This window comes from Kitasatospora sp. NPDC059146, from assembly GCF_042786665.1.
Lineage (GTDB): Bacteria > Actinomycetota > Actinomycetes > Streptomycetales > Streptomycetaceae > Kitasatospora.
Map to the genome: position 1 here is coordinate 1 of NZ_JBHZCY010000064.1, position 25243 is coordinate 25243.

General features: G+C 74.0%; 20 protein-coding genes and 1 tRNA gene. 16 read left to right on the top strand and 5 right to left on the bottom strand.

All coding sequences use genetic code 11. From position 1 onward, the window contains the following. Positions 1–201 precede the first annotated feature (201 nt). On the top strand, positions 202–780 hold the full coding sequence (locus ACFXPX_RS25135) for a TerD family protein (protein WP_375887786.1): 579 nt from the start codon (positions 202–204) through the stop codon (positions 778–780). A gap of 169 nt (positions 781–949) precedes the next feature. Beyond that, the gene (locus ACFXPX_RS25140; protein ID WP_375887788.1) at positions 950–2044 is read left to right on the top strand and encodes a DUF475 domain-containing protein; all 1095 of its coding nucleotides are present in this window, start codon (positions 950–952) and stop codon (positions 2042–2044) included. Positions 2045–2176: 132 nt separating this feature from the next. Here ACFXPX_RS25140 and ACFXPX_RS25145 read toward each other — a convergent pair whose 3' ends face one another. After that, on the bottom strand, positions 2177–3370 hold the full coding sequence (locus tag ACFXPX_RS25145) for a DUF2637 domain-containing protein (RefSeq protein ID WP_380643392.1): 1194 nt from the start codon (positions 3368–3370) through the stop codon (positions 2177–2179). 432 nt (positions 3371–3802) lie between these two features. Between ACFXPX_RS25145 and ACFXPX_RS25150 the strand changes: the two genes are divergently transcribed. After that, the gene (locus tag ACFXPX_RS25150) at positions 3803–4561 is read left to right on the top strand and encodes a Tellurium resistance (RefSeq protein WP_375887791.1); all 759 of its coding nucleotides are present in this window, start codon (positions 3803–3805) and stop codon (positions 4559–4561) included. 166 nt (positions 4562–4727) lie between these two features. Here ACFXPX_RS25150 and ACFXPX_RS25155 read toward each other — a convergent pair whose 3' ends face one another. After that, a complete protein-coding gene (locus ACFXPX_RS25155; RefSeq protein WP_380643394.1) occupies positions 4728–5978 on the bottom strand; it encodes a TerD family protein in 1251 nt (416 codons plus the stop codon). Between the two features lie 375 nt (positions 5979–6353). On the opposite strand from ACFXPX_RS25155, the gene ACFXPX_RS25160 reads away from it, so the two are divergent. The 3 genes from ACFXPX_RS25160 to ACFXPX_RS25170 all read left to right on the top strand — a co-directional run bounded on the left by ACFXPX_RS25160 (position 6354) and on the right by ACFXPX_RS25170 (position 11199). Next, positions 6354–7547, top strand: coding sequence for an HpcH/HpaI aldolase/citrate lyase family protein (locus ACFXPX_RS25160; protein WP_380643396.1), 1194 nt, complete (start codon positions 6354–6356; stop codon positions 7545–7547). 119 nt (positions 7548–7666) lie between these two features. After that, on the top strand, positions 7667–10249 hold the full coding sequence (locus tag ACFXPX_RS25165; protein ID WP_380643398.1) for a phosphoribosyltransferase: 2583 nt from the start codon (positions 7667–7669) through the stop codon (positions 10247–10249). Beyond that, the gene (locus tag ACFXPX_RS25170) at positions 10249–11199 is read left to right on the top strand and encodes an HAD family hydrolase (protein WP_380643400.1); all 951 of its coding nucleotides are present in this window, start codon (positions 10249–10251) and stop codon (positions 11197–11199) included. The genes ACFXPX_RS25165 and ACFXPX_RS25170 overlap by 1 nt, the downstream gene beginning before the upstream one ends. A 27-nt stretch (positions 11200–11226) precedes the next feature. On the opposite strand, the gene ACFXPX_RS25175 is transcribed toward ACFXPX_RS25170, so the two are convergent. Together ACFXPX_RS25175 and ACFXPX_RS25180 are read right to left on the bottom strand one after the other, a co-directional pair. Further along, positions 11227–11445 (bottom strand): zinc ribbon domain-containing protein, encoded by a 219-nt coding sequence (locus ACFXPX_RS25175; protein WP_375887805.1) that lies wholly within the window; start codon positions 11443–11445, stop codon positions 11227–11229. Positions 11446–11467: 22 nt separating this feature from the next. Then, positions 11468–12841, bottom strand: a complete 1374-nt coding sequence (locus ACFXPX_RS25180) for a hypothetical protein (RefSeq protein ID WP_380643402.1) — start codon at positions 12839–12841, stop codon at positions 11468–11470. Between the two features lie 159 nt (positions 12842–13000). Here ACFXPX_RS25180 and ACFXPX_RS25185 point away from each other — a divergent pair. The 10 genes from ACFXPX_RS25185 (at position 13001) to ACFXPX_RS25230 (ending at position 24103) form a co-directional block, all read left to right on the top strand. Further along, a tRNA-Val gene (locus tag ACFXPX_RS25185) sits at positions 13001–13072 on the top strand. 301 nt (positions 13073–13373) lie between these two features. Continuing rightward, complete coding sequence (locus ACFXPX_RS25190) at positions 13374–13997, top strand: methyltransferase family protein (protein WP_380525257.1); 624 nt, start codon at positions 13374–13376, stop codon at positions 13995–13997. 50 nt (positions 13998–14047) lie between these two features. Then, complete coding sequence (locus ACFXPX_RS25195; protein WP_380525256.1) at positions 14048–14662, top strand: HAD family hydrolase; 615 nt, start codon at positions 14048–14050, stop codon at positions 14660–14662. 100 nt (positions 14663–14762) lie between these two features. Continuing rightward, entirely contained in the window at positions 14763–15476 is a 714-nt protein-coding gene (locus ACFXPX_RS25200; protein WP_380525255.1) for a VIT1/CCC1 transporter family protein, read from the top strand. Between the two features lie 125 nt (positions 15477–15601). Beyond that, complete coding sequence (locus tag ACFXPX_RS25205; RefSeq protein WP_380643404.1) at positions 15602–18127, top strand: ATP-dependent Clp protease ATP-binding subunit; 2526 nt, start codon at positions 15602–15604, stop codon at positions 18125–18127. Between the two features lie 171 nt (positions 18128–18298). Then, positions 18299–19534 (top strand): sensor histidine kinase, encoded by a 1236-nt coding sequence (locus tag ACFXPX_RS25210; RefSeq protein ID WP_380593047.1) that lies wholly within the window; start codon positions 18299–18301, stop codon positions 19532–19534. Then, on the top strand, positions 19531–20208 hold the full coding sequence (locus ACFXPX_RS25215) for a response regulator (RefSeq protein ID WP_375887821.1): 678 nt from the start codon (positions 19531–19533) through the stop codon (positions 20206–20208). The genes ACFXPX_RS25210 and ACFXPX_RS25215 overlap by 4 nt, the downstream gene beginning before the upstream one ends. Positions 20209–20472: 264 nt before the next feature. Further along, positions 20473–20775 (top strand): SHOCT domain-containing protein, encoded by a 303-nt coding sequence (locus ACFXPX_RS25220; protein WP_375887823.1) that lies wholly within the window; start codon positions 20473–20475, stop codon positions 20773–20775. Beyond that, positions 20772–21527, top strand: coding sequence for an ABC transporter ATP-binding protein (locus ACFXPX_RS25225; RefSeq protein ID WP_375887825.1), 756 nt, complete (start codon positions 20772–20774; stop codon positions 21525–21527). The genes ACFXPX_RS25220 and ACFXPX_RS25225 overlap by 4 nt, the downstream gene beginning before the upstream one ends. Then, positions 21524–24103, top strand: coding sequence for an ABC transporter permease (locus ACFXPX_RS25230; protein ID WP_380643406.1), 2580 nt, complete (start codon positions 21524–21526; stop codon positions 24101–24103). The genes ACFXPX_RS25225 and ACFXPX_RS25230 overlap by 4 nt, the downstream gene beginning before the upstream one ends. A gap of 160 nt (positions 24104–24263) precedes the next feature. Here ACFXPX_RS25230 and ACFXPX_RS25235 read toward each other — a convergent pair whose 3' ends face one another. Then, positions 24264–25142 carry a metallophosphoesterase family protein gene (locus ACFXPX_RS25235; protein WP_380525260.1) on the bottom strand — a complete coding sequence of 293 codons (879 nt, stop codon included), beginning with the start codon at positions 25140–25142 and terminating at the stop codon, positions 24264–24266. Positions 25143–25243 lie beyond the last annotated feature (101 nt).

The following is a 25243-nucleotide window of genomic DNA, read 5'->3' on the forward strand; positions in this document are numbered from 1 at the left end:
GTTCCGGACGGTGTCGTGACCGGCTTCGTCGGGGGGCGGGGGCGGCTTCGAGGGGGGTCGGGAGCGGCCCGGCTTCGTCGGGGTCCGGTGCGCTGCGAGGATGTGAGTTCAGGAAGTTCAGCCGGCCGAAGCGGGCCGGCCGGGGCCGCGGGGGACTACACCTGTATGGCGCCCCGGGAGAAGCAAGGGAGGAAGAACACCATGGTGGTCACGCTCGCCAAGGGCGGGAACGTCTCGCTCACCAAGGCCGCGCCGAACCTGACGCAGGTCCAGATCGGCCTCGGCTGGTCCGCCCGTTCGACCACGGGCGCACCGTTCGACCTCGACGCGAGCGCCCTGCTCTGCGGTGGCGGACGGGTGCTCGGTGACGAGTACTTCGTCTTCTACAACAACCTCAAGAGCCCCGAGGGCTCGGTGGAGCACCAGGGCGACAACCTCGTGGGCGGCGACGACGCGGGTGACGACGAGCTGATCCTGGTCAACCTGGAGCTGGTCCCGGCCCAGGCGGACAAGGTGGTCTTCGCGGTCTCGATCTACGAGGCCGAGGCCCGGCTGCAGAACTTCGGACAGGTGCGCAACGCCTACATCCGGGTCGTCAACTCCGTCGGCGGCGAGGAGATCGCACGCTACGACCTGTCCGAGGACGCGTCCAGCGAGACCGCGATGATCTTCGGCGAGCTGTACCGGTACGCGGGTGAGTGGAAGTTCCGCGCGGTGGGCCAGGGGTACGCCTCCGGCCTGCGCGGGATCGCGCTCGACTTCGGCGTCAACGTACAGTAAGGGCGTAAAACGGACTTATCGCACCGATCAACGATCAGATGATCACCGATCAAACGATCAAGAGAACAGAGGGCAGTGCGGGGGTGACCTGACCGGGCCCGGCCCGGTCAGGCGTCTCGGGACCAGGCCGCCCCCGACACGGCCAGAACCCGAAAGGTAGCCAACTCCCGTGTTCCTCCGCACATTCGGCTGGTCGTTCGCGATCACCGCCCTGGGCCTGATCGCGGCCGGACTGCTCTGGGGAGCCCAAGGCTTCGGCATCGTGCTGATCCTCTCCATCCTGGAGATCTCCCTGTCCTTCGACAACGCGGTGGTCAATGCCACGGTGTTGAAGCGGATGAACCCGTACTGGCAGAAGATCTTCCTGACGGTCGGTGTGCTGATCGCCGTCTTCGGGATGCGACTGGTCTTCCCGCTGCTGGTCGTCGGCCTCACCGCGAAGCTCAACCCCGCGACGGTGATCGACCTCGCCCTGCACTCCAACGCGACCCACGACGGCCTCACGTACGGCCAGTACCTGGAGGCGGCCAACCCGGCCATCGCGGCCTTCGGTGGCGTCTTCCTGTTGATGATCTTCCTCGACTTCGTGTTCGACGAGAAGGAGCACAACTGGCTCGGCTGGCTGGAGCGCCCGCTGGAGAAGGTCGGCAAGCTGGACGCCCTGTCCAGCGTCGTCGCCCTGGTCGCGCTGGTGCTGGCCTCGCGCTTCTTCGCGGCGGAGCACGCCGAAACCGTTCTGCTGGCCGGTGTGCTCGGCCTGGTCACCTACCTCGTCGTCGGCGGCCTCTCCTCGATCTTCGAATCGGGCCTGGAGGAGGAGGCCGAGCGCGAGGAGGAGGCGGAGAAGTCCGGCAAGTCCGTCGTCCAGGTGGCCGGCAAGGCCGCGTTCTTCCTCTTCCTCTACCTGGAGGTCCTGGACGCGTCGTTCTCCTTCGACGGCGTGGTCGGCGCCTTCGCGATCTCCAACGACATCTTCCAGATCACCCTGGGCCTCGGCATCGGCGCGATGTACATCCGCTCGCTGACCGTCTTCCTGGTCCGCAAGGGGACCCTGGACGACTACGTCTACCTGGAGCACGGCGCCCACTACGCGATCGGCGCGCTGGCCGTGATCCTGCTGGTCGGGATCAAGTACCACATCCCGGAGATCGTCACCGGCCTGATCGGCGTCGCCTTCATCGGGCTGGCCCTCCTCTCCTCGATGCTGCGCAACCGGCGCGAGGCGGCGGAGGGGGAGAAGGAACTCGTGGGCAGCGGGCAGTAGTCCGCCGCCCGCCACCCCCTCTCCGGCCGTAGGGCCGGGGAACGCGACGGCCGCCTCCGGGGATCCGGGGGCGGCCGTTCGCGTTGTTCCTGCGTTGTTCCTGCCTTGTTCCTGCGGGGTGCCGGGCGGGGGTCAGCCCAGCTGCTGCTCGATCGCGCGCAGCTTGCGCTCCAGCGAGTCCAGCTTCGGCATCGAGAGGGTGTCGTCGTCGGCCGTCAGGTCGATGGTCGAGCTGCGGTAGGACGAGGACGAGGACGAGGACGACGCCGAGCTGCCGGTCGAGCCGCTCGTGGAGCCGCTCGTGGAACCGCTCGTGGCGGAGGCGTAGGACGACCCGACGGCGGCACGCGGGCGGCGGCCGGCGTCCAGGGCGGAGCGGTCCAGCGTGCTCGCCGAGAGGGACGGGGTGGGGGAGAGGTACGGGTCGTGCGCGGTCGGGGCGGTGCGGTCGCTCTCGGCGGCTAGGGCAGGCTCCGTAGCGGTCTGGCCGTCTCCGGCCGCCGTGAGCGCGGGCACCTGACGCCCGCCGCGGGCCCGGGCGAGCATGCCGCCCTGGCGGGAGATCGCCTTCAACTCGGCCCGCTCGCGGCGGTCGGCGGAACGGGCGCGCACCTTGGCGTCCAGCTTCGCCTGGCGCTCCTCGCGCACCTCCTCGACCGCCTCGTCCAGACTGCGGACGTTCTCCAGCAGCATCAGCGACCAGGCCGCGTAGGTCTCGCGCGGGGCGCGCAGCCAGCGGACGATGCGGATCTGCGGCAGCGGACGCGGCACCAGGCCCTGCTCGCGCAGCGCGGCCTTGCGGGTCTGCTTGAGCGCCCGGTCGAACAGGATCGCCGCCGAGATCGACATGCCGGAGAAGAACTGCGGGGCGCCGGCGTGGCCCAGGCCGCGCGGGGCGTGCACCCAGTTGAACCAGGCCGAGGCGATCGCGAACACCCAGACCAGCAGGCGGGAACCGAGCGCGGCGTCACCGTGGCTGGCCTCGCGGACGGCGAGCACCGAGCAGAACATCGCGGCGCCGTCCAGGCCGAACGGGACGAGGTACTCCCAGCCGTTGGACAGGCCCAGGTTCTCGATGCCGAAGCCCACCAGGCCGTGGAAGGAGAGCGCGGCCGCGACGCCGGCGCAGCAGAACAGCAGGGTGTACGAGGAGATGCCGTAGATCATCTCCTTGCGGCGGCGGCGCTCCTCGCTGCGCTCCCAGGAATCGCCGGCCTCGTCGTGCTTCGTGCTCTTGAATCGCAGCGTCGCCATCAGGATGGCGATGAACAGCAGGGCTGCGCCGCCGACGACGGTCCAGACCAGCTGTATGGAGGTCAGGTTCATTGCGGGTCGGGCCTCGGGTTTCCGCAGGGGACAGGTTCACAGCGCGACACAGGTGGTCAGGTCCCGCGGGGCGGGTGTCGCCTGACGGTTCGTTCGTCGCCGCACGACGTGCCCACCGCGCCCGCGCAGGGGCGGACGGGACACCTGTGCGGCTAGACGATATCGCGTCCGAAGGGGCGGCATGTTACGGGAGGGCGGCTTCCCCGGGCCAATCGACCCACCGGTTCGGGTCGCGGGTTCGGGTTGCGGGTTCGGGTTGCGGGTTCGCGCTGCGGGTTCGCGCTGCGGGTGGGCGTCAACGGCCGGGCGGGGTAGGGAAAGGAGGAGTTCGGGTATCCGTCGGCCCGGTCGATGCCCGATCATGGACCGGCGGATCGTCCATGGACCGGCGGATCGTCAGACCGCCGCACGGAGGCAGGGGGAGAGGACTGGATGGTCTCGATCTGGGAGTACCTGCGCGGGGACAAGAGCTACACCTTCGACAACCCGGGCGGTCAGCACAAGGTCACGCTCACCAAGTCGGCGCCGCAGCACGCGATCACCGGCTCGGCCGCCACCACCGGCTACCTCTACGTCAACCTGCACTGGACCATGCGCTCGGGCGCCGTCCGGCCGAGCACCCGGGACACCCTCAAGCGGTTCTTCAGCCCGCGGATCCTCAGCCCGCTGGAGCCCGACTCGCCGGGCGGCAACGAGCAGCTGAACGTCGACCTCGACCTCGCCTGCATGTACGAACTCTCCGACGGCACCCGGGGCGTGGTGCAGCCGCTCGGTGAACTCTTCGGCGACCTGCGGGAACCGCCGTTCATCAAGCTCAGCGGCGACGACCAGTACGGGGCGCCCTCCGGCGAGACGATGTACGTCAACCTGGAGAAGAAGGACAAGTTCAAGCGGCTGCTGATCTTCGTCTACATCTACGACGGCACCCCGGCCTTCGAGCAGACCCACGCGGTGATAACGATCGTGCCGCAGACCGGGCCGCGGATCGAGATCAAGCTGGACGAACGGGCCCGGTCGGCGCGCTCCTGCGCGGTGGTGCTGATCGAGAACGCCGGGGACAACCAGCTGACCGTGCGCCGCGAGGTGCGGTACGTGAACGGGTTCCAGGCGGACATCGACCGGTTGTACGGCTTCGGGATGCAGTGGCAGCGGGGGTACAAGGGGCAGCAGCCGGGCGGGGGCGGGGACTGAGTCCCTGGCGGGGGCCGTGGTGTCGCCCGGGGCCGCGGTGTCGCGCGGGCGGCCCCGCCGGGCGGCCCCGCCGGGCGTCGGGCTCGGCGGGGCGGGGTGTGGGGCGGGTCCGGGGTGCGCGGTGGTTCCGGCGGTTCCGGTGGGGACGGCGCCGTGGGTCAGTGGTTCAGTGGGGCTGGAACTGCGGGCCCTGCGGGGGCAGCGCGAACTCCTCGGCGGGCGGGCCCTGGGTCGGTGCCGGTGCCGGGGGCTGCGGCGGGACGGGCGGCTGCTGGCCGGTGCCCGGCTGGTGCTGGGGGTAGCCGTACCCGGTGCCGGGCTGGTGCTGGGGGTAGCCGTAGCCGCCGGAGTGGGTGCCCGGCTGGGGCTGCTGCGGCGGGTACGGCTGGTGGGGCTGGGGGTAGCCGTAGCCGGTCGCGGGCTGGTGCTGGGGGTAGCCGTACCCGGTGCCGGGCTGGTGCTGCGGGTAGCCGTAGCCGCCCGACTGGGTGCCCGGCTGGTGGGCCGGGGGCTGGTGGGTCGGGGGCTGGTGGGTCGGCGGCTGGTGTGCTGGGGGCGCGGGCGGGGCCGGCGGGACGTTCGGGGGCACGGTGGGCGGGGCCACCGGCGGGGGCGGGGTGGCCGGGCCGTTCGCGGTGGCGGCCGCCGGGGCAGGGGCCGGGGTGGCCGGAGCGGCCGGGGGCTGGGCCGGAGGTTGGGTCGGGGACTGGGGGACGGCCGGGCTCAGGGTGAAGGTGCCGGGTTCGGGCCGGGCCTCGGAGCGCGGGTCGGGCAGCGGGGTGGCCCGCGGGTCGACCGCGCCGGTGGGGGTGGCGGTGGAGGCGGGAGCCGGGGTCGACCGGGCCGCGGCCGCGGCGGCGGCCTCCGCCTCGTCGTCGACCGTGATGCCGAAGTCGGTGGCCAGGCCGATCAGTCCCGAGGTGTACCCCTGGCCGATCGCCCGGAACTTCCACGAGCCGTTGCGCCGGTACAGCTCACCCGCGACCAGCGCGGACACGTTCTCGGCGTCCACGATCGCGAACTCGGCGAGCGGACCCGCGCCGTCACCCGTGGCGGCGTCGAACAGCAGCAGCCGCAGCCCCGGGACGGCGCGGAACGAGCCGCCCTCGGAGGAACCGGCCAGCACCACCCGGTCCACCTCGACCGGCAGCTTGGCCAGTTCGACCTCGACCGTGTCGATGATCTCGGCGCCGCCCGCGGTGTGCTGCTTGGGCAGGTGGCGGACCAGGCCGGAGGGGTGGCGGGGCTGGTTGTAGAAGACGAAGTCGGCGTCCGAACGGACCTTGCCGTCGGTGCCGAGCAGCAGCGCGGACGCGTCCACGTCCGGCGCACCGGGCGTGGCGCTCCAGCGCAGCACGGCGCGGACCGCCGCCGCCGGCAGTGCGATGTTGGCGCCCTTGGCCATCACGTGCGTCATAGCGGACCATCCTGCCCGTTCGCCACCCCTTCGGACAACGTGACCGGGACGGTCGGCGTGGGGGCGGACTTTGCCAAGACTTGCGTCGGATCGAGGTTTGCGGCGGGCCTTCGCTGACCGGCGAGTGGTCCGTTCGCGCGGGGCCGTTGCCCGCAGGATGATCGTTCCGGGTGGGTCGGGTGCCGGCCGGATGTTCCGGGAGTTCAGTGCCCCGACGCCGGGAACGGCCGGAAACCGTCCGTACGATGGGCCTTCGAACAGGCCCCCGGAGGCCGGTGGAGGGGAGTCCGCCGGCGGTGCGTCCAGGCGGAAACCGCGGGCCGGAGGCCGTCCGTCCGGTCGGCCAGCCCGCCGTCCAGCCCCGAGGAGAGCACCATGCGCCATTTCGGCCACCTCGCCGACGACGTCCGTGCCCGGCTGTTCCTGGAGCAGCCGCGGACGTTCACCGCGGGGAGCGAGCCCGCGGTGCTCGCCACCGCCCTCGGCGGTACCCTCTACAGCCCCGCGACCAGGCCCGCACTGGCCGCCGACATCCGCAAGCTGGCCGGGCAGGGCGTGGTGTCGATGGTGCTCTGCCTGGAGGACGCGATCGCCGACCACGAGGTGGACGCGGGCGAACGCAACCTGGTCGAGCAGTTGTCGGACCTGGTCAATGATTTCACCAATTGTGCACAGGATCATCCGCTTCTCTTCATCAGGGTCCGCACCGCCGAGCAGATCCTCGACCTGGCCGAGCGGCTCGGCCCGGCCGCCGGGCTGCTGAGCGGCTTCGTCCTGCCCAAGTTCACCCCGGAGACCGGCGGCGCCTACCTGGCCGCGCTCGCCGCCGCCGAGGCCGCCACCGGGCGGCGGCTGTTCGCCATGCCCGTCCTGGAGACGCCCGAACTCGCCCACCTGGAGACCAGGCGCGAACAGCTCTTCGGCATCGCCGGCCTGCTCGCCGAGCACCGCGACCGGGTGCTCGCCGTCCGGCTCGGTGTCACCGACCTGTGCTCCGCCTACGGGCTGCGGCGCTCACCCGACCTCACCGCCTACGACGTGGCCCTGGTCGCGGCCGTGATCGGTGACGTGGTCAATGTGCTCGGCCGGGCCGACGGCACCGGGTACACCGTGACCGGGCCGGTCTGGGAGTACTTCCCGGTGCAGGAGCGGATGTTCAAGCCGCAGCTGCGCCGCACCCCGTTCGCCGCGACGGCCGGCACCGCCCGGGCCTCCGGCGAGGAGGTCCGCCGGAGGATCATCGAGCACGACCTGGACGGGCTCATCCGCGAGGTCGAACTCGACCGCGCCAACGGCTTGTTGGGCAAGACCTGCATCCATCCCAGCCACGTCCCCGCGGTGCACGCGCTGTCCGTGGTCACGCACGAGGAGTACTGCGACGCGCGCGACATCCTGCGACAGGAGCAGGACGGCGGCGGGGTACTCCGCTCGGCGTACACGAACAAGATGAACGAGGCCCGGCCGCACCGCGCCTGGGCGGAGCGGGTGCTGCTGCGGGCGGAGGTCTTCGGGGTGGCCCGGGAGGACGTGAGCTTCGCGGAGCTCCTGTCCGCCTGCCTGTGCGGCTGACCCCGGCCCCTCGATCCGACCGTCATGACCCGACCCGATCCGACCCGGCATGACCCGACCCAGTACGACCCGACACGCGCGAAACCGATCGATCAGCACCACCGAAGGCGGGACCAGCAGTGAAGAGAGCAGAGACGGCGGCGGTGGCGGCGGAGGGCGGCTGGACCGGGCGCTGGGTCGCCGAGCGGGCCGGGATCGCGCTGACCGGATCGGAGCGCCTGCCCGAACTGGTCGGCCTGGCCCTGCGGTCCGGCAACCCCAAGCGGGCCCACCTGCTGGTCTCCAGCGTGCTCGGCAAGCACGTCCCGCAGCGGCCCGCCGTGGTGCACGGCGCCGGCCTCGAACTCGGCCGCCGGGTCCGGGAGCTGCTCGGCCCCGCAGAGGCCGGCCGGGCCGTCGTGCTCGGCTACGCGGAGACCGCCACCGGCCTCGGCCACAGCGTCGCCGACGGGCTCGACGCGCCCTGCCTGCACTCCACCCGCCGCCCCGTCCCCGGGGTGCCCCCGCTCGGCGGCTTCGAGGAGGAGCACTCCCACGCCACCGGGCACCTGCTCCTCCCGGCCGACCCCGAACTCCTCTCGGGTGACGGTCCGTTGGTGCTGGTGGACGACGAGCTCTCGACCGGCCGGACCGTCCTCAACACCATCCGCGAACTGCACCGCCGCCACCCGCGCGGCCACTACGTGGTGGTCGCCCTGGTCGACCTGCGCTCCGCCGAGGACCGGCACCGGCTCGCCGCGGCCGCCGCCGAACTCGGCGCCCGGCTCGACGTGGTGGCCACCGCGAGCGGTGGCGTCGACCTGCCCGAGGACATCGTGGCCCGGGCCGAGCGGCTGATCGCCGCCGTCCCCCCGGCCGCCCCGCCGCCGGCCGTCGAGCCCGCCCCGCTGGTCCGGGTCGAGCTGGACTGGCCCGCCGGGCTGCCGGACGGTGGACGGCACGGCTTCACGGCGCACGACCGCGAGCGGCTGGACGCCGTACTGCCCGCTCTGGCCGGGCAGTTGGCGCAGGCGCTGGGTGCCGGCGCCGGGCCGGCGGACGGTGCGGCGGTGGGTGCCGGCGCGGCGGTCGGTACGGGTGCGGCGGTGGACGGTGCCGAGCAGCGGCGGGTCCTGGTGCTCGGCTTCGAGGAGCTGATGTACGCGCCGCTGCGGCTCGCCGAGGCGCTCGCCCAGCGGTTCGGCGGCGACCGCATCCGCTACTCCACCACCACCCGCTCGCCCGTCCTCGCCGTGGACGACCCCGGCTACGCCATCCGCACCCGGCTGGTCTTCCCGGCCCACGACGACCCGCAGGACGGCGGCTCGCGCGAGCGCTACGTCTACAACGTCGCCCCCGGTGCGGACGGGGCCCGCCGCTTCGACGCCGTGGTGCTGGTGGTGGACGACGTAGCCGATACCCCGGCCCTGCACCAGGGGGAGTACGCGCTGCTGCGCCAGCTGCGGCAGGTGACCGACCGGGTGGTCCTCGCGGTACTCCCCTCGTACCGCCCGGTGCTGCCTGCCGCGCCGCCCTCCCCGCCGTCCTCCGCGCCGTCCTCCCCGCTGCCGGCTGCGCTGCCGACTCCGCTGTACGGGCCGGAGTTCTCCTCCTACCGTCCGGAGGAGGTCGCCTGGCTGCTCAAGGACCTCTCCGACGTCCCGCTGGAGGCCCCCACCGAGGAGCGGGAGGAGGCCGTCCAGCACGGCGGCGCCCACTACGCCGAGTCGCTGCCGGTCGAGTACTGCCCCAGCCCCGAGTACCAGGAGCTGTTCCACCAGGCGCTGCGCGGTTCGGCCCGCCGGATGGCGCTCGCCGTCGGCACCGTCGCCGAGACCCTGCTGCGCGAGCGGGGGCCCGGCCTGGTGCTCGCCTCGCTGGCCCGGGCCGGCACGCCGGTCGGCATCCTGGTCCGCCGCTGGCTGGCCTTCGCCCACGGCCTGTCCGTGCCGCACTACGCGGTGTCCATCGTCCGCGGCCGCGGCATCGACCAGGTCGCGCTGCGCTATCTGGCGGCCCACCACCGGGCGTCCGACGTAGTCTTCGTGGACGGCTGGACCGGGAAGGGCGCGATCACCCGCGAACTCACCGACGCGCTGGCCGGCACCGGCTTCGACCCGGACCTCGCGGTGCTCGCCGACCCGGGCCGCTGCGTCCGGACGTACGGCACCCGGGAGGACTTCCTGATCCCCTCCGCCTGCCTCAACTCCACGGTGTCCGGGCTGGTCTCGCGCACCGTACTGCGGGCCGGACTGATCGGCCCCGGAGACTTCCACGGCGCCAAGCACTACGCCGACCTCGCGGGCGGGGACGTCTCGGAGGCCTTCCTGACCGCAGTGGCCGACCACTTCGGGGAGGTCCGCGCCCTCGCGGTCGAGGCGGCCGGACGGCTCGCCGCCGACCCGGACCGCACGCCCGACTGGGCCGGCTGGGCCGCCGTCGAGCGGATCAGCGCCGAGTACGGCATCGACAACATCAACCTGGTGAAGCCCGGCGTCGGCGAGACCACCCGGGTGCTGCTGCGCCGGGTGCCCTGGCGGGTGCTGGCCCGGCGCGGCGCGGGCACCGACCTCGACCACGTACGGCTGCTCGCCGCCCAACGCGGCGTCCCGGTCGAGGAGGTGGACGGGCTGCCGTACAGCTGCGTGGGCCTCATCCACCCCCGCTACAGTCGGGGCGCGACGGGGGAGAGCGGACGGGCCGTGACGGGGAGGGAGTCCTGATGGGTGCCGTGGACGGTACGGGTGGCGGTGCGGGTGGCGGTGCGGGCGGTGCGGGCAGTGCAGGTGGTCCGGGCGGAGCGGGTGGTCCGGGCGGTGACGAGGGTGGCGTGCTGGTGGCCAGCGACCTCGACCGTACGCTGATCTACTCCGAGCGGGCCCTGGCCCTGGCCGGCCCCGACCGGCTCGCGCCGCGGCTGCTCTGCGTCGAGGTGCTGGACGGCCGCCCGCTGTCCTTCCTGACCGAACGGGCCGCCGCCCTGCTGGTCGAACTGGGCCGCCGGGCCCGCTTCGTACCCGCCACCACCCGGACCGTCGAACAGTACCGACGGGTCAACCTGCCCGGACCGACGCCCACGTACGCGATCTGCGCGAACGGCGGGCAGCTGCTGGTGGACGGCGAGCCGGACCGCGACTGGCGCCGCGAGATCACCGCGCGGATCGCCGCCGGCGCCGCCCCGCTGGACGAGGTGGTGCGCCAACTCGCCCTGAGCGCCGACCCGGAGTGGACGCGCAAACGGCGGGTCGCCGACGAGCAGTTCGCCTACCTGGTCGTCGAACGCGACCGGCTGCCCGACGGCTGGCTGCCCGAACTCACCGGCTGGTGCGCCGAACGCGGCTGGCGGGTCTCACTACAGGGCCGCAAGGTGTACGCCGTGCCGCAGCCGCTCACCAAGAGCGCCGCGCTCGCCGAGGCCGTCCGCCGCAGCGGCGCGCACACCGTCCTGGCGGCCGGCGACTCCCTGCTGGACGCCGACCTGCTGCTCGCCGCCGACGCCGGGTGGCGGCCCGGGCACGGCGAACTGGCCGACGGCGGATGGACGGCCCCCGGCGTCACCGCCCTGGCGGAGGTGGGGGTGGCGGCGGGGGAGGAGATCGTCCGCCGGTTCCTGGCGGCGGCCACCGCGGCCACCGCCTCGGTCATGCCCGCCGACCCCGTCGTCGCCGGTTAGCCGTCGGTCGCCACCGGTCCTCCTCGGTCAGCCGCAGCACCCGCCGCCGCAGCAGCCGCCCCCGCCCCCGCTCGGGGCCTGCTGCGGCGCGCCGCCCGCCGCGCCGGTGACGGCGACGGTGGACAGCAACTTCACGGTGTCCGGGTGGCCCTGCGGGCAGACGGCGGGGTCGTTGGCCTGCGCCATCGCGCGGCGGAGCTCGAAGGTGGCGCCGCAGGAGCGGCAGCGGAAGTCGTAGCGTGGCATACCGGCAGGGTACCGACCGCGCTCAGCGCTGCGGGCCAAGATCCCCGCGGATCATGCCGATCACCCGCGCCGCCGTCTCGCGCACCGCCGCCAGCTCGGTCAGGAAGTGCCAGTAGTCGGGGTGCCGGCCCGAGGCCTGGAGGGTCTCCAGCGCCCGGTCCAGTCGGGCCACCGCCTCGTCCAGCGGGCCGGCGTGCCGCGGGTCCGGCGCGGTGCGGCCCGCCATCGCCAGCCGCTGGGCGTCCCGGACGGCGAAGCGGGCGCGCTCCACCTCCCGGTTCGGGTCGTGCTGCACCTCGTTCAGCTGCCGCAGCCGGTCGTTCACGGCCTGCACCGAGCCGTCCGCGGTCTCCAGCAGCGCGCGGACCGTACCGATCGCGGCCGTGGCGTCCGCCCACCGCTGCTCGTCCCGGGCCCGGGCGGCCTCGGCGAGCTTGCGCCCGGCGGCCCGGCCCGCCTCGGCGACCTGCTCGGGCACCCGCTGGAGGTCCTGCCAGCAGGCCGTGCTGAACCGGCGGCGCAGCTCGCTCAGCGCCGGATCGACCGTCTCCGCCTTGGTCTCCAGCGCCTGGATCCGGGTCCGTAGGCTGGACACCCGGCGGTCCAGCTCCCGGGCCCGCTCGGGCAGCTGGGCGGCATCGGCGGTGATCGCCTCCGCCCGCCGCCGCACCTCCTCGGCCCGCTGCAGCGTGGCCGCCACGCCGTGCCGCGCCGCCCCCTCGTTCAGCCGCCCCAACTCCGGCGCCAGCTCGGCCAGCCGGGCCGCCAGGTCGTCCGCCCGCAGCCCGGCGCCGCGCACCTCGTCCAGCGTGGTGGTCGCCCGCAGCAGCGCGTGCTTGGCCTGCTCCACGGCCGGTGTGACCCGCATCAGCTGCTGCTCGGCGTGGAGCAGGGTCGGCTGGAGGCGGCGCAGGAAGTCGGTCAGCTCGGCGCGGGCCGAGCGGAGCTGGCCCTGCACGTCCACCAGCAGCCGCCGGGCCTGGGCCACCGAACCGGCGTCCAGGTCCTCCCGCTCCAGGTCATGGGCGTCGAGCGCGGCCAGGTAGTTCACCGTGACCTGCTCGACCCGGCCGGAGATCGCCGGCAGCTCGGCCAGCACCCGCTGCGCCGCCGCACCCTCCTCGACCGCCCGGACGGTCTCCACCGCCAACCGGAGCTCGCGCTGCGTCTCGTCCAGCTCGTAGAACGCCTCCTGCGCCGCGGCCCGCGCCTCCCGCGCCTCCGCCCGCACACCGTCCCCGGCACCCCGTCGCCCCCACCAGCCGCCACTGCCCGCCGACGCCAGCCCGACCGCCCCCAACGCACCCGCCAGCACCACCGGCAACACCAGCGCGTCGCCCAGCGCACTCCCCGCCCGACGCCGCCCCCGCCGCCCGCTCCCGCCGGCCACCGCCACTGCGCGCTCCCTCTCCGACCCGCTGATCCGCGCCCATTCTCCCCGATCCCCCCGCACCACGGGCAGCCCCCTCCCACCACCCCACCCCGCCCGCACCACACCACCCCGCCGGACCAGGTACCCTAGGCACTCGTCGTACGCCCGAAGGGCCACGACCGGGGGCGCGTAGCTCAGTGGTAGAGCGCTGCTCTTACAAAGCAGATGTCGGCGGTTCGAAACCGTCCGCGCCCACCCCGTGAACAGCTGAAACGCGCACTGCGGCCCAGGTCAGGAGCATGATTCCGACCTGGGCCGCAGTCGTTCCGGCAGGCTGACAGCAGTCTTGGACGGTTTCGATGCGCGAGTCCGACGCCTGAATCTCTCCTAAACGATCTCGGGGAGCCGGGGGCCCGGTGCCGGCTCAGGCAGGGGAGGCGCTCCCGGTCGGTGGTGCGAGGTGAGGGGCTCCACCTCGGGGTGGACGGGGGTGGAGCGGGGGTGGCTCCACCCGGGGGTGGTGGTGGGGTGGTGGGGTGGGGCGGAGGCTTGCGGGATGGGAGCTCTGCAGTCGGTATTGGGTGTGGTGACCGGGACGTGCGTGGCGATCTTCTGCGTGGCCTGGGTCGCGGGTGTCGTCTACTTCGCTGTGGTGGGGAGGTCCGGGTTCCGGGGGTGGTTGGGCGGGTTGCGCCGTTCGCTGTTGCGGCGGGTCCTGTTGGGCGTCGGGGTGTACGTGGTGCTGGCGGTGGTGGACCGGACTCAGGGGTTCTGGCGGGAGTTGAGGTTCTGGCAGCCGGAACTCGCTGTGCTGGGCGGGGTGTTGGTGGTGGCGTCGACGGCTTTCCTGCTGTGGGCCCGGTGGGTGCTGGGCACGATGTGGGCGAGTGTGCCGGCCGTTCAGGAGCGGCACGAGCTGCGGACCGACGGGCCGTACGGGCTGGTGCGGCACCCGATCTACACCGGGCTGCTCGGGCTGGTCGGCGGGGGCATGCTGGCCTGCGGCTTCGGGGTGTGGGTCGCCTATCTGCTGGTCGTCGTCCCGTGGTTGCTGCTGAGGGTGCGGGCCGAGGACGGGATGATGGCCGGCCTGTTCGGGGCGGAGTACGAGGGCTACCGGGCCCGGGTGCCGGCGCTGGTTCCGCGGGGGTGGCACCGCCCGGGTCCCTCCGGGAGTTGAGGGCGTCCCCGGGGCGCCGGGGCGGGGGCCTGCTGTGGTAGGAGAAACGGGTGACTACCAAGGCTTTCGATGCGGTGCTGTGTGATGTGGACGGTGTGATCCGGTTCTTCGACGGGGCCGGGGTGGCCGCGCTGGAGCGGGCCGCCGGGGTGGAGGAGGGGAGCACGGCGGCGGTCGGGTTCGCGCCGGTGAACGACCTGCCCTTGTTGCTGGGGCGGATCGGCCGGGCGGAGTGGGTGGACTCGATCGCGCGCGGGTTGGCCGGCCGGGTGTCGGAGGAGGCGGCCCGGGGCCTGGCGGAGGCGTTCGCGCACTCGCCGTTCTGGGCGGACGAGGTCGTGGTGGAACTGCTGCGGCGGGTGCGGGAGCACTGTCGGGTGGTGCTGGTGACCAATGCGACGGTGTGGCTGGACGAGGACCTGGCGTTCCTGGGGCTGACGGACCTGGCGGACGAGGTGGTGAACAGCTCCCGGGTGGGCAGCGCGAAGCCGGACCGCCGGATCTACGAGATCGCCGCCGGGCGGGCCGGGGCGAGGCCGGAGCGGTGCCTGTTCGTCGACGACCGGCAGGAGAACGTGGACGCGGCGGTGGCACTGGGGATGACCGGGGTGCTCTACCGGGGCCCGGAGGACCTGCGGCGGGCGCTGGCACCGCTCCTGGGGTGACTGGTGACGGGTGATGGGGACGGGTGACCGGTGGCGGGGCCGCAGGGGCCGGGCGAGGATCGGGGGGGACCGTACGGACCCCTGAGGGCGGTGGGCGCGGATGGCGGAGCGGACGGGGGAGGCGGGGGAGACCCGGGCGGAGCTGTCGGCGCGGTTGAACTGGTTGCGGGCCGCCGTGCTGGGCGCCAACGACGGCGTGGTCTCGACGGCCGGGATCGTGACCGGTGTGGCGGGCGCGGCCGGGTCCCGCGCCGCGCTGCTGGCGGCGGGGGTGGCCGGGCTGCTGGCGGGGGCGATGTCGATGGCGGCCGGCGAGTACGTCTCGGTCAGCACCCAACGGGACACCGAGCGGGCCGCGTTGGCGAAGGAGCGGCGCGAGCTGGCGGAGGACCCGGAGGGGGAGCTCGACGAACTGACCGACTACTACCGGGACAGCGGGCTGGCCGACGGGCTGGCCCGGGAGGTGGCCACGGCGCTGACCGAGCGGGACGCGTTGGCGGCCCACGCGCAGACCGAACTCGGCATCGATCCGGAGGCGTTGACCAATCCCTGGGAGGCGGCGCTGGCGAGTGCGGCCGCGTTCACGCTGGGTGCGCTGGTGCCGCTGCTGGCGGTGCTGCTGCCGCCGGAGTCCTGGCGGCTGGGGGTGACGGTGGCCGCGGTGGTGCTGGCGCTGACGGCCTCGGGCTGGACGAGTGCCCGGCTCGGCGGGGCGGGGGCGGGGCGGGCGGTGGCGCGCAACGTGGCGGGCGGGCTGCTGGCGATGGCGGTGACGTACAGCGGCGGGGTGCTGCTGGACCACGTCACCGGCTGAGGCGCCCGTCGGTTGCCCCGCCCGTCGGCCGTCCCGCCCGTCGGCTGCCGCGCTCGACGGGCAGGCTCCGGCGGCCTGTGTTTGTGTGGCTGCAAACCGCTTGGGAGAGGTGAACCATCGTGACCATGCCCCCGTTCGGATCGAACGACCCGTTCTCCGACCTGCTCAGCCGGTTCTTCGGGATGAGTCCGCTGGCCTCCCCGCCCGCCGTGCAGCGGGTGCCGATCGGGCGGCTGCTCAGCGAGTCCTCCCAGGAGCTGCTGGGGCTCGCCGCGCAGCGTGCGGCCGAGGACGGCAGCAGCGACCTGGACACCGCGCACCTCGCCTGGGCGGCCACCCGGGTGGAGCCGTCCCGGCGGATGCTGGAGCGTGCGGGCATCGACCCGGACCGGCTCTCCGGGGACCTGGAGCACGCGCTGCCCTCCGGCAACCCGGAGGCGCTGGACGGGCGGCCCGCGCTGACCCCGTCGGCCAAGCGTGCGCTGCTCGCCGCGCACGCCCGTTCGCAGGCGGTCGGCGCCTCGTACATCGGCCCGGAACACATCCTCGGTGCGCTGCTGGAGCAGGAGCGGTCCGGTGCGGGGACGGCGCTGCGCAACGCGGCGCCCTCGCAGGAGGCGTTGAAGTCGGTGCTGGACGGGCGGGGCACGGGCGGCGAGCGCAGCAGCACGGGCGGGCACCCGAGCGACACCCCGACCCTGGACGAGTACGGGCAGGACCTCACCGAGGCGGCGCGCGGGGGCCGGTTGGACCCGGTGGTCGGGCGGGCCGAGGAGATCGAGCAGACCGTGGAGATCCTCTCCCGGCGGACGAAGAACAATCCGGTGCTGATCGGGGAGCCGGGCGTCGGCAAGACCGCGATCGTCGAGGGCCTGGCCCAGCGGATCGTCTCCGGGGACGTCCCGCAGAGCCTGCGGGACAAGCGGGTGGTCACCCTGGACCTGACCGCGCTGGTGGCCGGCTCCAAGTACCGGGGCGAGTTCGAGGAACGGCTGAAGAAGGTGATCGACGAGGTCACGGCGGCCGAGAAGAGCGTGATCCTCTTCCTGGACGAGCTGCACACCGTGGTCGGCGCGGGCGGTGGCGGCGAGGGGTCGATGGACGCCGGCAACATCCTCAAACCGGCCCTGGCGCGCGGGGAGTTGAGCGTGGTCGGCGCGACCACGCTGGACGAGTACCGCAAGCACGTGGAGAAGGACGCCGCGCTGGAGCGCCGCTTCCAGCCGGTGCTGGTGCCGGAGCCGAGCGTCGAGGAGACGATCGAGATCCTCCGGGGGCTGCGCGACGCGTACGAAGCGCACCACCAGGTGCGGTTCACCGACGAGGCGCTGGACGCGTCGGCGACCCTCTCCGACCGGTACGTCAGCGACCGCTTCCTGCCCGACAAGGCGATCGACCTGCTGGACCAGGCCGGCGCCCGGGTGCGGCTGCGCAGCCTGAGCGGCTCCACCGAGTCGACCTCGGTGCAGGACCGGATCACCAAGTTGAAGCGGGAGCTGGACGAGGCGGTCGCGGACGAGGAGTTCGTCCGGGCCGCCAACCTCAAGTCCGAGCTGCGGCGCACCGAGGACGAGCTGGCGGCGATCGCCGAGTCCCGTGAGGAGGTCGTCGACGTGACCGCCGACGACATCGCGCAGGTGCTCTCCTCCCGCACCGGCATCCCGGTCGCGGAGCTGAACGCGACCGAGCGGGAGCGGCTGCTCAGGCTGGAGGACCACCTGCACGAGAAGGTGATCGGCCAGGACGAGGCGGTCACCGCCGTCGCCCAGGCGGTGCGCCGCGGCCGCGCCGGAATGGGCGACCCGGACCGGCCGACGGGCTCCTTCCTCTTCCTCGGGCCGACCGGTGTCGGCAAGACCGAGCTGGCCAAGGCCCTGGCGGCGCTGCTGTTCGGCGACCCGGACCGGATGATCCGCTTCGACATGAGCGAGTTCCAGGAGAAGCACACCGTCTCCCGGCTGGTCGGCTCCCCGCCCGGGTACGTCGGCTACGAGGAGGCCGGGCAGCTGACCGAGGCGGTCCGCCGCAAGCCGTACAGCGTGCTGCTCTTCGACGAGGTGGAGAAGGCGCACCCGGACGTCTTCAACCTGCTGCTCCAGGTGCTGGACGACGGGCGGCTCACCGACTCCCAGGGGCGTACGGTCGACTTCCGCAACACCGTGGTGATCATGACCAGCAACATCGGCTCGCAGCGGATCCTGGACCACTCGGGCAACGTGGACGAGATCAGGGACGACCTGATGCGGGACCTGCGCCGGCAGTTCCGGCCGGAGTTCCTCAACCGGATCGACGAGGTGATCGTCTTCCACGCGCTCACCCGGAAGGACCTGCTGTCGGTGGTCGACCTGCTGCTGGAGCGCAGCCGGCGGCGGCTGCGGGCCCAGGACGTGCGGCTGGAGGTCACCGAGGCGGCCAAGGAGTACCTGGTCAACCGCGGCTACCAGCCGGAGTTCGGGGCCCGGCCGCTGCGCCGGACGATCCAGTCGGAGCTGGACAACCGGATCTCCAACCTGCTGCTGGACGGGACGGTGCGGGAGGGGGACACGCTGATCGCGGACGTCGGTGACGGGGAGCTGACGGTGACGCTGGCGCGGCCGGAGGCGTCGGCGGCCGTCGCGGAGGCGTCGGCGGGGGCGCAGCCGGAGGAGTAGCCGGGGGCGCCAGCAGGGGGAGTAGGGGGAGGCGCGGGCGGAGGGGTAGGCGCAGGGTGCGGGCGGCCGGGGCAGGGAGCTGACCGGTTCGGGCGTACTCCAGCGGGAGTACGCCCGAACGCCACCGGTGGAGGACGCGCCGGGGCCGGGCGCGGGTCTAGCCTTCCGGGCATGATGCCGCCCACGTCCCCACCGCCGGAGCAGGGGCCGCCCTCCCCGGAGGCGCCGCCCGAACCGTGGCGCCCGCCGTGGGCGCGGGGGGCCCGCTCGGGCCTGCCGGTGCGGCTGGCGGCGGCGGCCGCCGTGGTGCAGGTGGTCGGGTCGGGGTTCGCCGCCCGCCACCAGGACGGCCGGGCCCCGCTGGACGCCGTCGGCTACCTGCTGTTGCTGCTCGGCCCGGCGCTGCTGGCGGTGTTCGGCCGCCGTCCGGTCGCCGCGGTGGCGGGGACGTCGGTGGTCACCGCCGGGTACCTGGCCGCCGGGTACCCGTACGGCCCGGTGTTCGTGAGCTGGGTGATCGCCTGCTGCTTCGCGATCGGCTACGGACACCGCCGGGCGGCCTGGACGGGGGTCGCCGGGGTGTACCTGGTGCACGTCCTGATGTCCTTCGTCCTGCCGGACGACTGGCAGCGCGCCGCCAAGCCCCGGTTCGTCTGGCAGGTCGAACTCGGCCTGCTGGCCTGGCTGCTGCTGATGCTGGCGGTCGCCGAGCTGATCCGCTTCCGGCGCGAGCGGATCGCCGCCCACCGGGCCTACCGGCAGCAGCTGGAGCAGCGCCGGGCCAACGAGGAACGGCTCAGGATGGCACGGGAGTTGCACGACATCCTGGCGCACAGCCTGTCCCTGATCAACATCCAGGCCGGGGTCGCGCTGGCGCTGCTGGACCGGCGGCCGGAGGAGGCCCGCACGGCGCTGGTCACCATCAAGTCGACCAGCAAGGAGGCGCTCGGCGAGGTCCGCCAGGTGCTCGCCACGCTGCGCGGGCCCGACGCCGCGCCGCGCGGGCCGGCCCCCGGGCTGGGGCGGCTGGACGAACTCACCGAGCAGGCCGACCGGGTGGGGCTGGCGGTCGAGGTGCTCGAGGACGGCGTCCGCCGCCCGCTGTCCGCCACCGTCGACCTGACCGCCTTCCGGATCGTCCAGGAGGCGCTGACCAACGTGATCCGGCACTCGGTGGCCCGGGAGGCGGTCGTGGTGCTGGACTGGCGGGACACCGCCGTCCTGGTGGTCCGGGTCGAGGACCCTGGGCCCGCGGTGGTCGCGGACGCCGGCGGGTCGGGCAGCGGGCTGGTCGGGATGCGGGAACGCGCCTCCGCGTTCGGTGGCACCATCACGGCGGGGCCGCTGCCCGGCGGCGGCTTCCGGGTCCGGGCGGAGCTGCCGACACCGAAGGCGGAGAGCGATTGATTCGGGTACTGCTGGCGGATGACCAACTGCTGGTCCGGGCGGGCTTCCGGGCCCTGCTGGACCTCCAGGACGACCTCACCGTGGTCGGCGAGGCGGACGACGGCGAGGCGGCGCTGCGGCTCGCCCGCGAACTGCTGCCCGACGTCGTGCTGATGGACGTCCGGATGCCCCGGATGGACGGGCTGGAGGCCACCCGGAGGATCGCCGGGGATCCGGCGCTGTCCTCCGTACGGGTGGTCGTGCTGACCACCTTCGAGCTGGACGAGTACGTCTTCGAGGCGCTGCGCTCGGGGGCGTCGGGCTTCCTGGTCAAGGACACCGAACCGGCCGACCTGCTGCGGGCGATCCGGGTCGCGGTGGCCGGGGACGCGCTGCTCTCGCCGGGTGTTACCAGGCGGTTGATCGGCGAGTTCGCGGCCCGCTCCAAGGGGCCGGAGACGGCTCCGGAGGGGCTCTCGGACGTCTCGGCGCTGACCGAGCGGGAGCGCGAGGTACTGGCGCTGGTCGGGATGGGGCTGTCCAACGAGGAGATCGCCCGGCGGCTGGTGGTCAGCCCGCTGACGGCGAAGACGCACGTCAGCCGGGCGATGGTGAAGCTCGGGGCGCGGGACCGGGCGCAACTGGTGGTGCTGGCCTACGAGTCGGGGCTGGTGCGGCCGGGCTGGCTGGGCTGAGGCGCCGCGGCCGGCGGGGCGGGCGGGGCGGGGCCTCGGGCGCGCCTCCGTGCGCCGGGCCTCGGGCGCACCTTCGTACGCCGAACCCCGGGCCCGCTTCCGTACGGCTACTTCCGGCCCGGCGTGGCGCGGGGCATCCGTACTCTCCCGGGAGTACCCCAACTGCCGCTGCTGGTAGGACGCGTGATGAGACCCCTCGGCGGGACGCTCAAGGCACCTCGGGAAGACCCGGGGCCGTGGAGCCGACCGAGGAGATGAACTGTGATGACCACACAGCTGGCGGAGCAACTGGCGGACTGGCACGGGCCGGGCCCCTGGATCCTGCTGGTACCCCTGGTCTGGATCGCCGTGGTGGTCCTGGTGATCACCCTGCTGCGCCGGACGGTCTGGCGGCGGCGCGGCGCCTGCGGGTTCGGGGCCGGCGCCCCGGGTGGCGCGGAGCACCCGCTCGCCGTCCTGGGCCGCCGCTACGCCGAGGGCGACATCGACGCCGAGGAGTACCGCGCCAAGCGGGCGGTGCTCACCGAGCCGACGCGGGACGTCCCCCGGGGCGGTGGCGCCGCGTGACCACCCTCGACGTCGTACGCGGCACCGCCGCCCGGGTCGCCGACGCCGTGAAGGTCTACGGCGTCGGCGGCACCGAGGTCCGGGCGCTGGACCACGTGACGGTGGAGTTCCCGGCCGGGCGGTTCACCGCGATCATGGGGCCGTCCGGTTCGGGCAAGTCCACCCTGATGCACTGCGCGGCCGGACTGGACACCCTCACCGCCGGCAGCGCCTGGATCGGCGACACCGAACTCGGCCCACTGAACGACCGGCGGCTCACCCTGCTGCGCCGGGAGCGGATCGGCTTCGTGTTCCAGGCCTTCAACCTGGTGCCCACGCTCACCGTCCGGGAGAACATCACCCTCCCGCTGGACCTCGCCGGAGCCGCCCCCGACCAGGCCTGGCTGGACACCCTGATCGGGGTGGTCGGCCTCGGCGACCGGCTGCGGCACCGCCCGAGCGAGCTCTCCGGCGGCCAGCAGCAGCGGGTCGCGGTGGCCCGGGCACTCGCCGGGCGGCCGCAGGTGGTCTTCGCCGACGAGCCGACCGGCAACCTCGACTCCCGCACCGGCGGCGAGGTGCTCGGCCTGCTGCGCCGCGCGGTCGACGAGATGGGGCAGGCCGTCGTCATGGTCACCCACGACCCGACGGCGGCCGGCCACGCCGACGAGGCGCTGTTCCTCGCCGACGGGCGGCTGGTGGACCGGATGGCGCGGCCGAGCGCCGACCGGGTGCTCGACCGGATGAAGGCCTTCGAACGGGGGCGGTCATGACCGCGGCCGACGCCACCCTCCGGCTCAGCCTGCGCTCGCTGCGCGCCCACAAGCGCCGGCTGGCCGGCACCCTGCTGTCCATCCTGCTCGGCGTCGCCTTCCTGACCGGCACGATGGTGCTCGGCGACACCCTGCGGGCCAACTTCGACACCCTGTTCGCCGATGCCAACGCGGGCACCGACGCGGTGGTCCGCAGCGCCGACGTCCTGGACTCCCCGGCGGCGCCCGGCGGGGTGCGGGCCCCGGTCGACGCCGCGCTCGCCGACCGGCTGCGCGCGCTGCCCGGTGTGGCGGCCGCCGAGCCGTCCGTCCAGGGCGCGGGCCAACTCATCGGCAGCGACGGCAAACCGGTCGGCGGCCAGGGCCCGCCCACCCTGGCGGGGAACTGGCTCACCGACGCCCGGCTGAACCCCTACCGGCTGGCCGAGGGCCGGGCACCGGCCGCGCCGGGCGAGGTCGTGGTCAACCGGGGCGCGGCCAAGGCGGGCGGGCTGCACCTCGGCTCGACCACCGTGCTGCGCACCCCCGATCCGGTGCCCGTCACCGTCGTCGGCATCGCCACCTTCGGGGCGAGCGCGGACGGCATGGGGCCGAGCACCTTCACCGCGATGACCTTCGCCGACGCCGAGCAGCACCTCACGCCCAAGGGTTCGGGGCAGGCCAGCTCGATCCAGGTCCGGGCGGCGGGCGGGGTGTCCCAGCGGGAGCTGGTCGACCGGATCGGCCCGCACCTGCCCGCCGGCGTCCAGGCGGTCACCGGCGCCGCGGCCACCCAGGAGAGCACCCAGCAGGTGTCCGGGCGCTTCCTCAGCCTGTTCACCACGCTGCTGCTGGTGTTCGCCGGGATCGCCCTCCTGGTGGCGACGTTCACCATCCACAACACCTTCGCCATCGTGGTCGCCCAGCGGACCAGGGAGAACGCGCTGCTGCGGGCACTCGGCGCGGCGCGCGGCCAGGTGCTCGGGGCGACGCTCGCGGAGGCGTCCCTGGTCGGCCTGCTGGCCTCGTTCGGCGGGCTGCTCGGCGGGATCGGGGTCGCGGCCGGCCTCAAGGCGCTGTTCTCGGTGCTCGGCTTCGCCCTGCCGACCGGCGGCATGGTGATCAGCACCGCCGCCGTGGTGCTGCCGCTGCTGGTCGGCACGCTGGTGGCGGTCGGTTCGGCGCTGCTGCCGGCCGTCCGGGCCGGCCGGACGGCGCCGCTGGCGGCCCTGCGGGAGACGGCGGTCGACGGGGCGGCCCGGGGCCGGGCGGGGCTCGTCCGGGTGGTGCTCGGGGGCATGCTGCTGGCGGGCGGCGTACCGGTCGCCGTCCTCGGTGCCACCGACGGCCCGTCGGTCCTGCTGACGGCGGGTGGGGCGCTGGCGGTGCTGGCTGGCACGGTGGTGCTCGGGCCGGTCGCCGCGGCCGTCGCGGTCCGGACACTGGGCGCACCGCTGCCCGGGCTGCGCGGGGTCTCCGGACTGCTGGCCCGGCGCAACGCGGCCCGCAACCCGCGCCGGACGGCGGCCACGGCGAGCGCGCTGATGATCGGCGTCGCGGTGGTCACGCTGTTCACCGTCTTCGGCGCCTCGATCAGGGCCACCCTGGACGACACGGTGGACAAGTCCTTCGCGGGCGACCTCGCCGTCACCACCGCCTCCTTCGGGGCGGGCGGCAGCGGGATCAGCCCCAAGGCGGCGGACGCCCTGGCCGCGCTGCCCGAGGTGCGGCAGACGGTCGGGCTCGGTCGCGGCGTCGCCCGGATCGACGGGCACGGCCGCACCCTGGACGTCACCGACCCGGCCCGGCTGCCCGGCATCGTCGACCTCGGCCGGGTGGACGGCTCGCTCACCGCGCTCGGCACGGACGGCCTCGCCGTCTCCCGCAGCGAGGCGAAGCAGCACGGCTGGCGGCTCGGACAGTCCGTCACCGTGGGCTTCACCGACGGAGCGAGCGGGCCGTTCACCATCCGTGCCCTGTACGAGGGCGGCGGGTTGGCCGGCGACTACCTGATGACCAGGCAGGTCTGGGCCCCGCACCGGGGGCAGGACGCCGACACCATGGTCGCGATCGGGCTGCGCGACGGCGTTTCGCCGTCCGCCGGAAAGGCGGCGGTGGTCAAGGCGCTGGTGCCCTACGGCAGTCCGCAGGTGCAGGACCGGGCCGAGTACGCGAAGAGCGCGGCCTCCGGGGTCGACATGATGCTCTCGGTGGTCTACGCGCTGCTGGCGCTGGCCGTCCTGATAGCCCTGCTCGGCATCGCCAACACCCTCACGCTGGCGGTGCACGAGCGGACCAGGGAGTTGGGGCTGCTGAGGGCGGTGGGCCAGACCAGGGCGCAGCTGCGCGCGATGGTCCGCTGGGAGTCCGTGCTGGTGGCGGCCTTCGGGACGGTGGGCGGCCTGGGGCTCGGGGTCTTCCTCGGCTGGGCGCTGGTGAAGGCCTCGGACAGCGCGGGGACGGGGTCGTTCGCGCTCCCGGGCGGGCAACTGGCCGTGGTCCTGGCGGCCGGACTGCTCGCGGGAGCGGTGGCCGGGCTCCGCCCCGCCGGGCGGGCCGCGCGGCTGGACGTGCTGCGGGCGATCGCGGCGGAGTAGGAAGGAGGGAGCGGTGGAGCAGGAGGGGGTACGGGAGCGGGGGAGGCCCCCTCGCAGAGGGCCTCCCCGAGGTCCCGGGTCCGGCGGGTCAGTGCGCCGGCGGGTCAGTGGGCCGGCGGGTCAGCGGGTCGGTGGATCAGCGGGGCAGCGGGCCGGCTGATCAGCTCACCGTGACCTGCGGGAACACCTCCCGCAGCAGCGGGTCCGGCAGCCCGCGCTTGCGCCACTCGCGCGGGTAGCCGAGCGAGACCTCCTCGAACGGGACGCCGTCGTAGGAGGTCTTGCGCGGAATGTGCAGGTGCCCGTAGATCATCGCCGCGGTGTTGAAACGGCGGTGCCAGTCGGCGGTCAGCTCGGTGCCGCACCACTGGGCGAACTCGGGGTACCAGAGGACTTCGGTGGGGTGGCGGACCAGCGGGTAGTGGTTGACCAGGACCAGCGGGACGTCCGGGTCGCAGGCCGCGAGCCGCTGCTCGGTCAGCCGGACGCGCTCGCGGCACCAGGAGTCGCGGTCCGGGAACGGGTCCGGGTGGAGCATCCGCTCGTCCGCGCAGACGATGCCGCTCTCGTACGCGGCCGCCAGGGACTCCTCCTTGGTGGTCGTCCCCGGGGCGCGGAAGGTGTAGTCGTACAGCAGGAAGAGCGGGGCGATCCGCACCGGGCCGGCGGGGCCGTGCCAGAGCGGGTAGGGGTCCTCGGGGGTGACGACGCCGAGGGCGCGGCACAGTTCCACCAGGTGGTTGTAGCGGGCCACGCCGCGGAGCTGGACCGGGTCCTCGGGGTGGGTCCACAGCTCGTGGTTGCCGGGGGCCCACACCACACGGGCGAAGCGGTCGGCGAGCAGGCCGAGCGCCCACTCGATGCTGGTGGTGAGTTCGGCGACGTCACCGGCGACGAGCAGCCAGTCGTCGGGGTGGGTGGGCCGGAGCTTCTCCACCAGGTCGCGGTTCTCCCGGTAGGAGATGTGCAGGTCGCTCACCGCGAGCAGCCGCCCGCCCCCGCCCGCCCCGGTGGGCCTCGGCTGTGCGTCGCTGCGGATCTCGGTACTCACTCCTGCCCCCTGTGGTCACCCGGCCGATGTGGCCACCCTACGTGGCGGGCGGGGGTCGTGGGCAGGGTTGACATGATCGACTGTTCGGC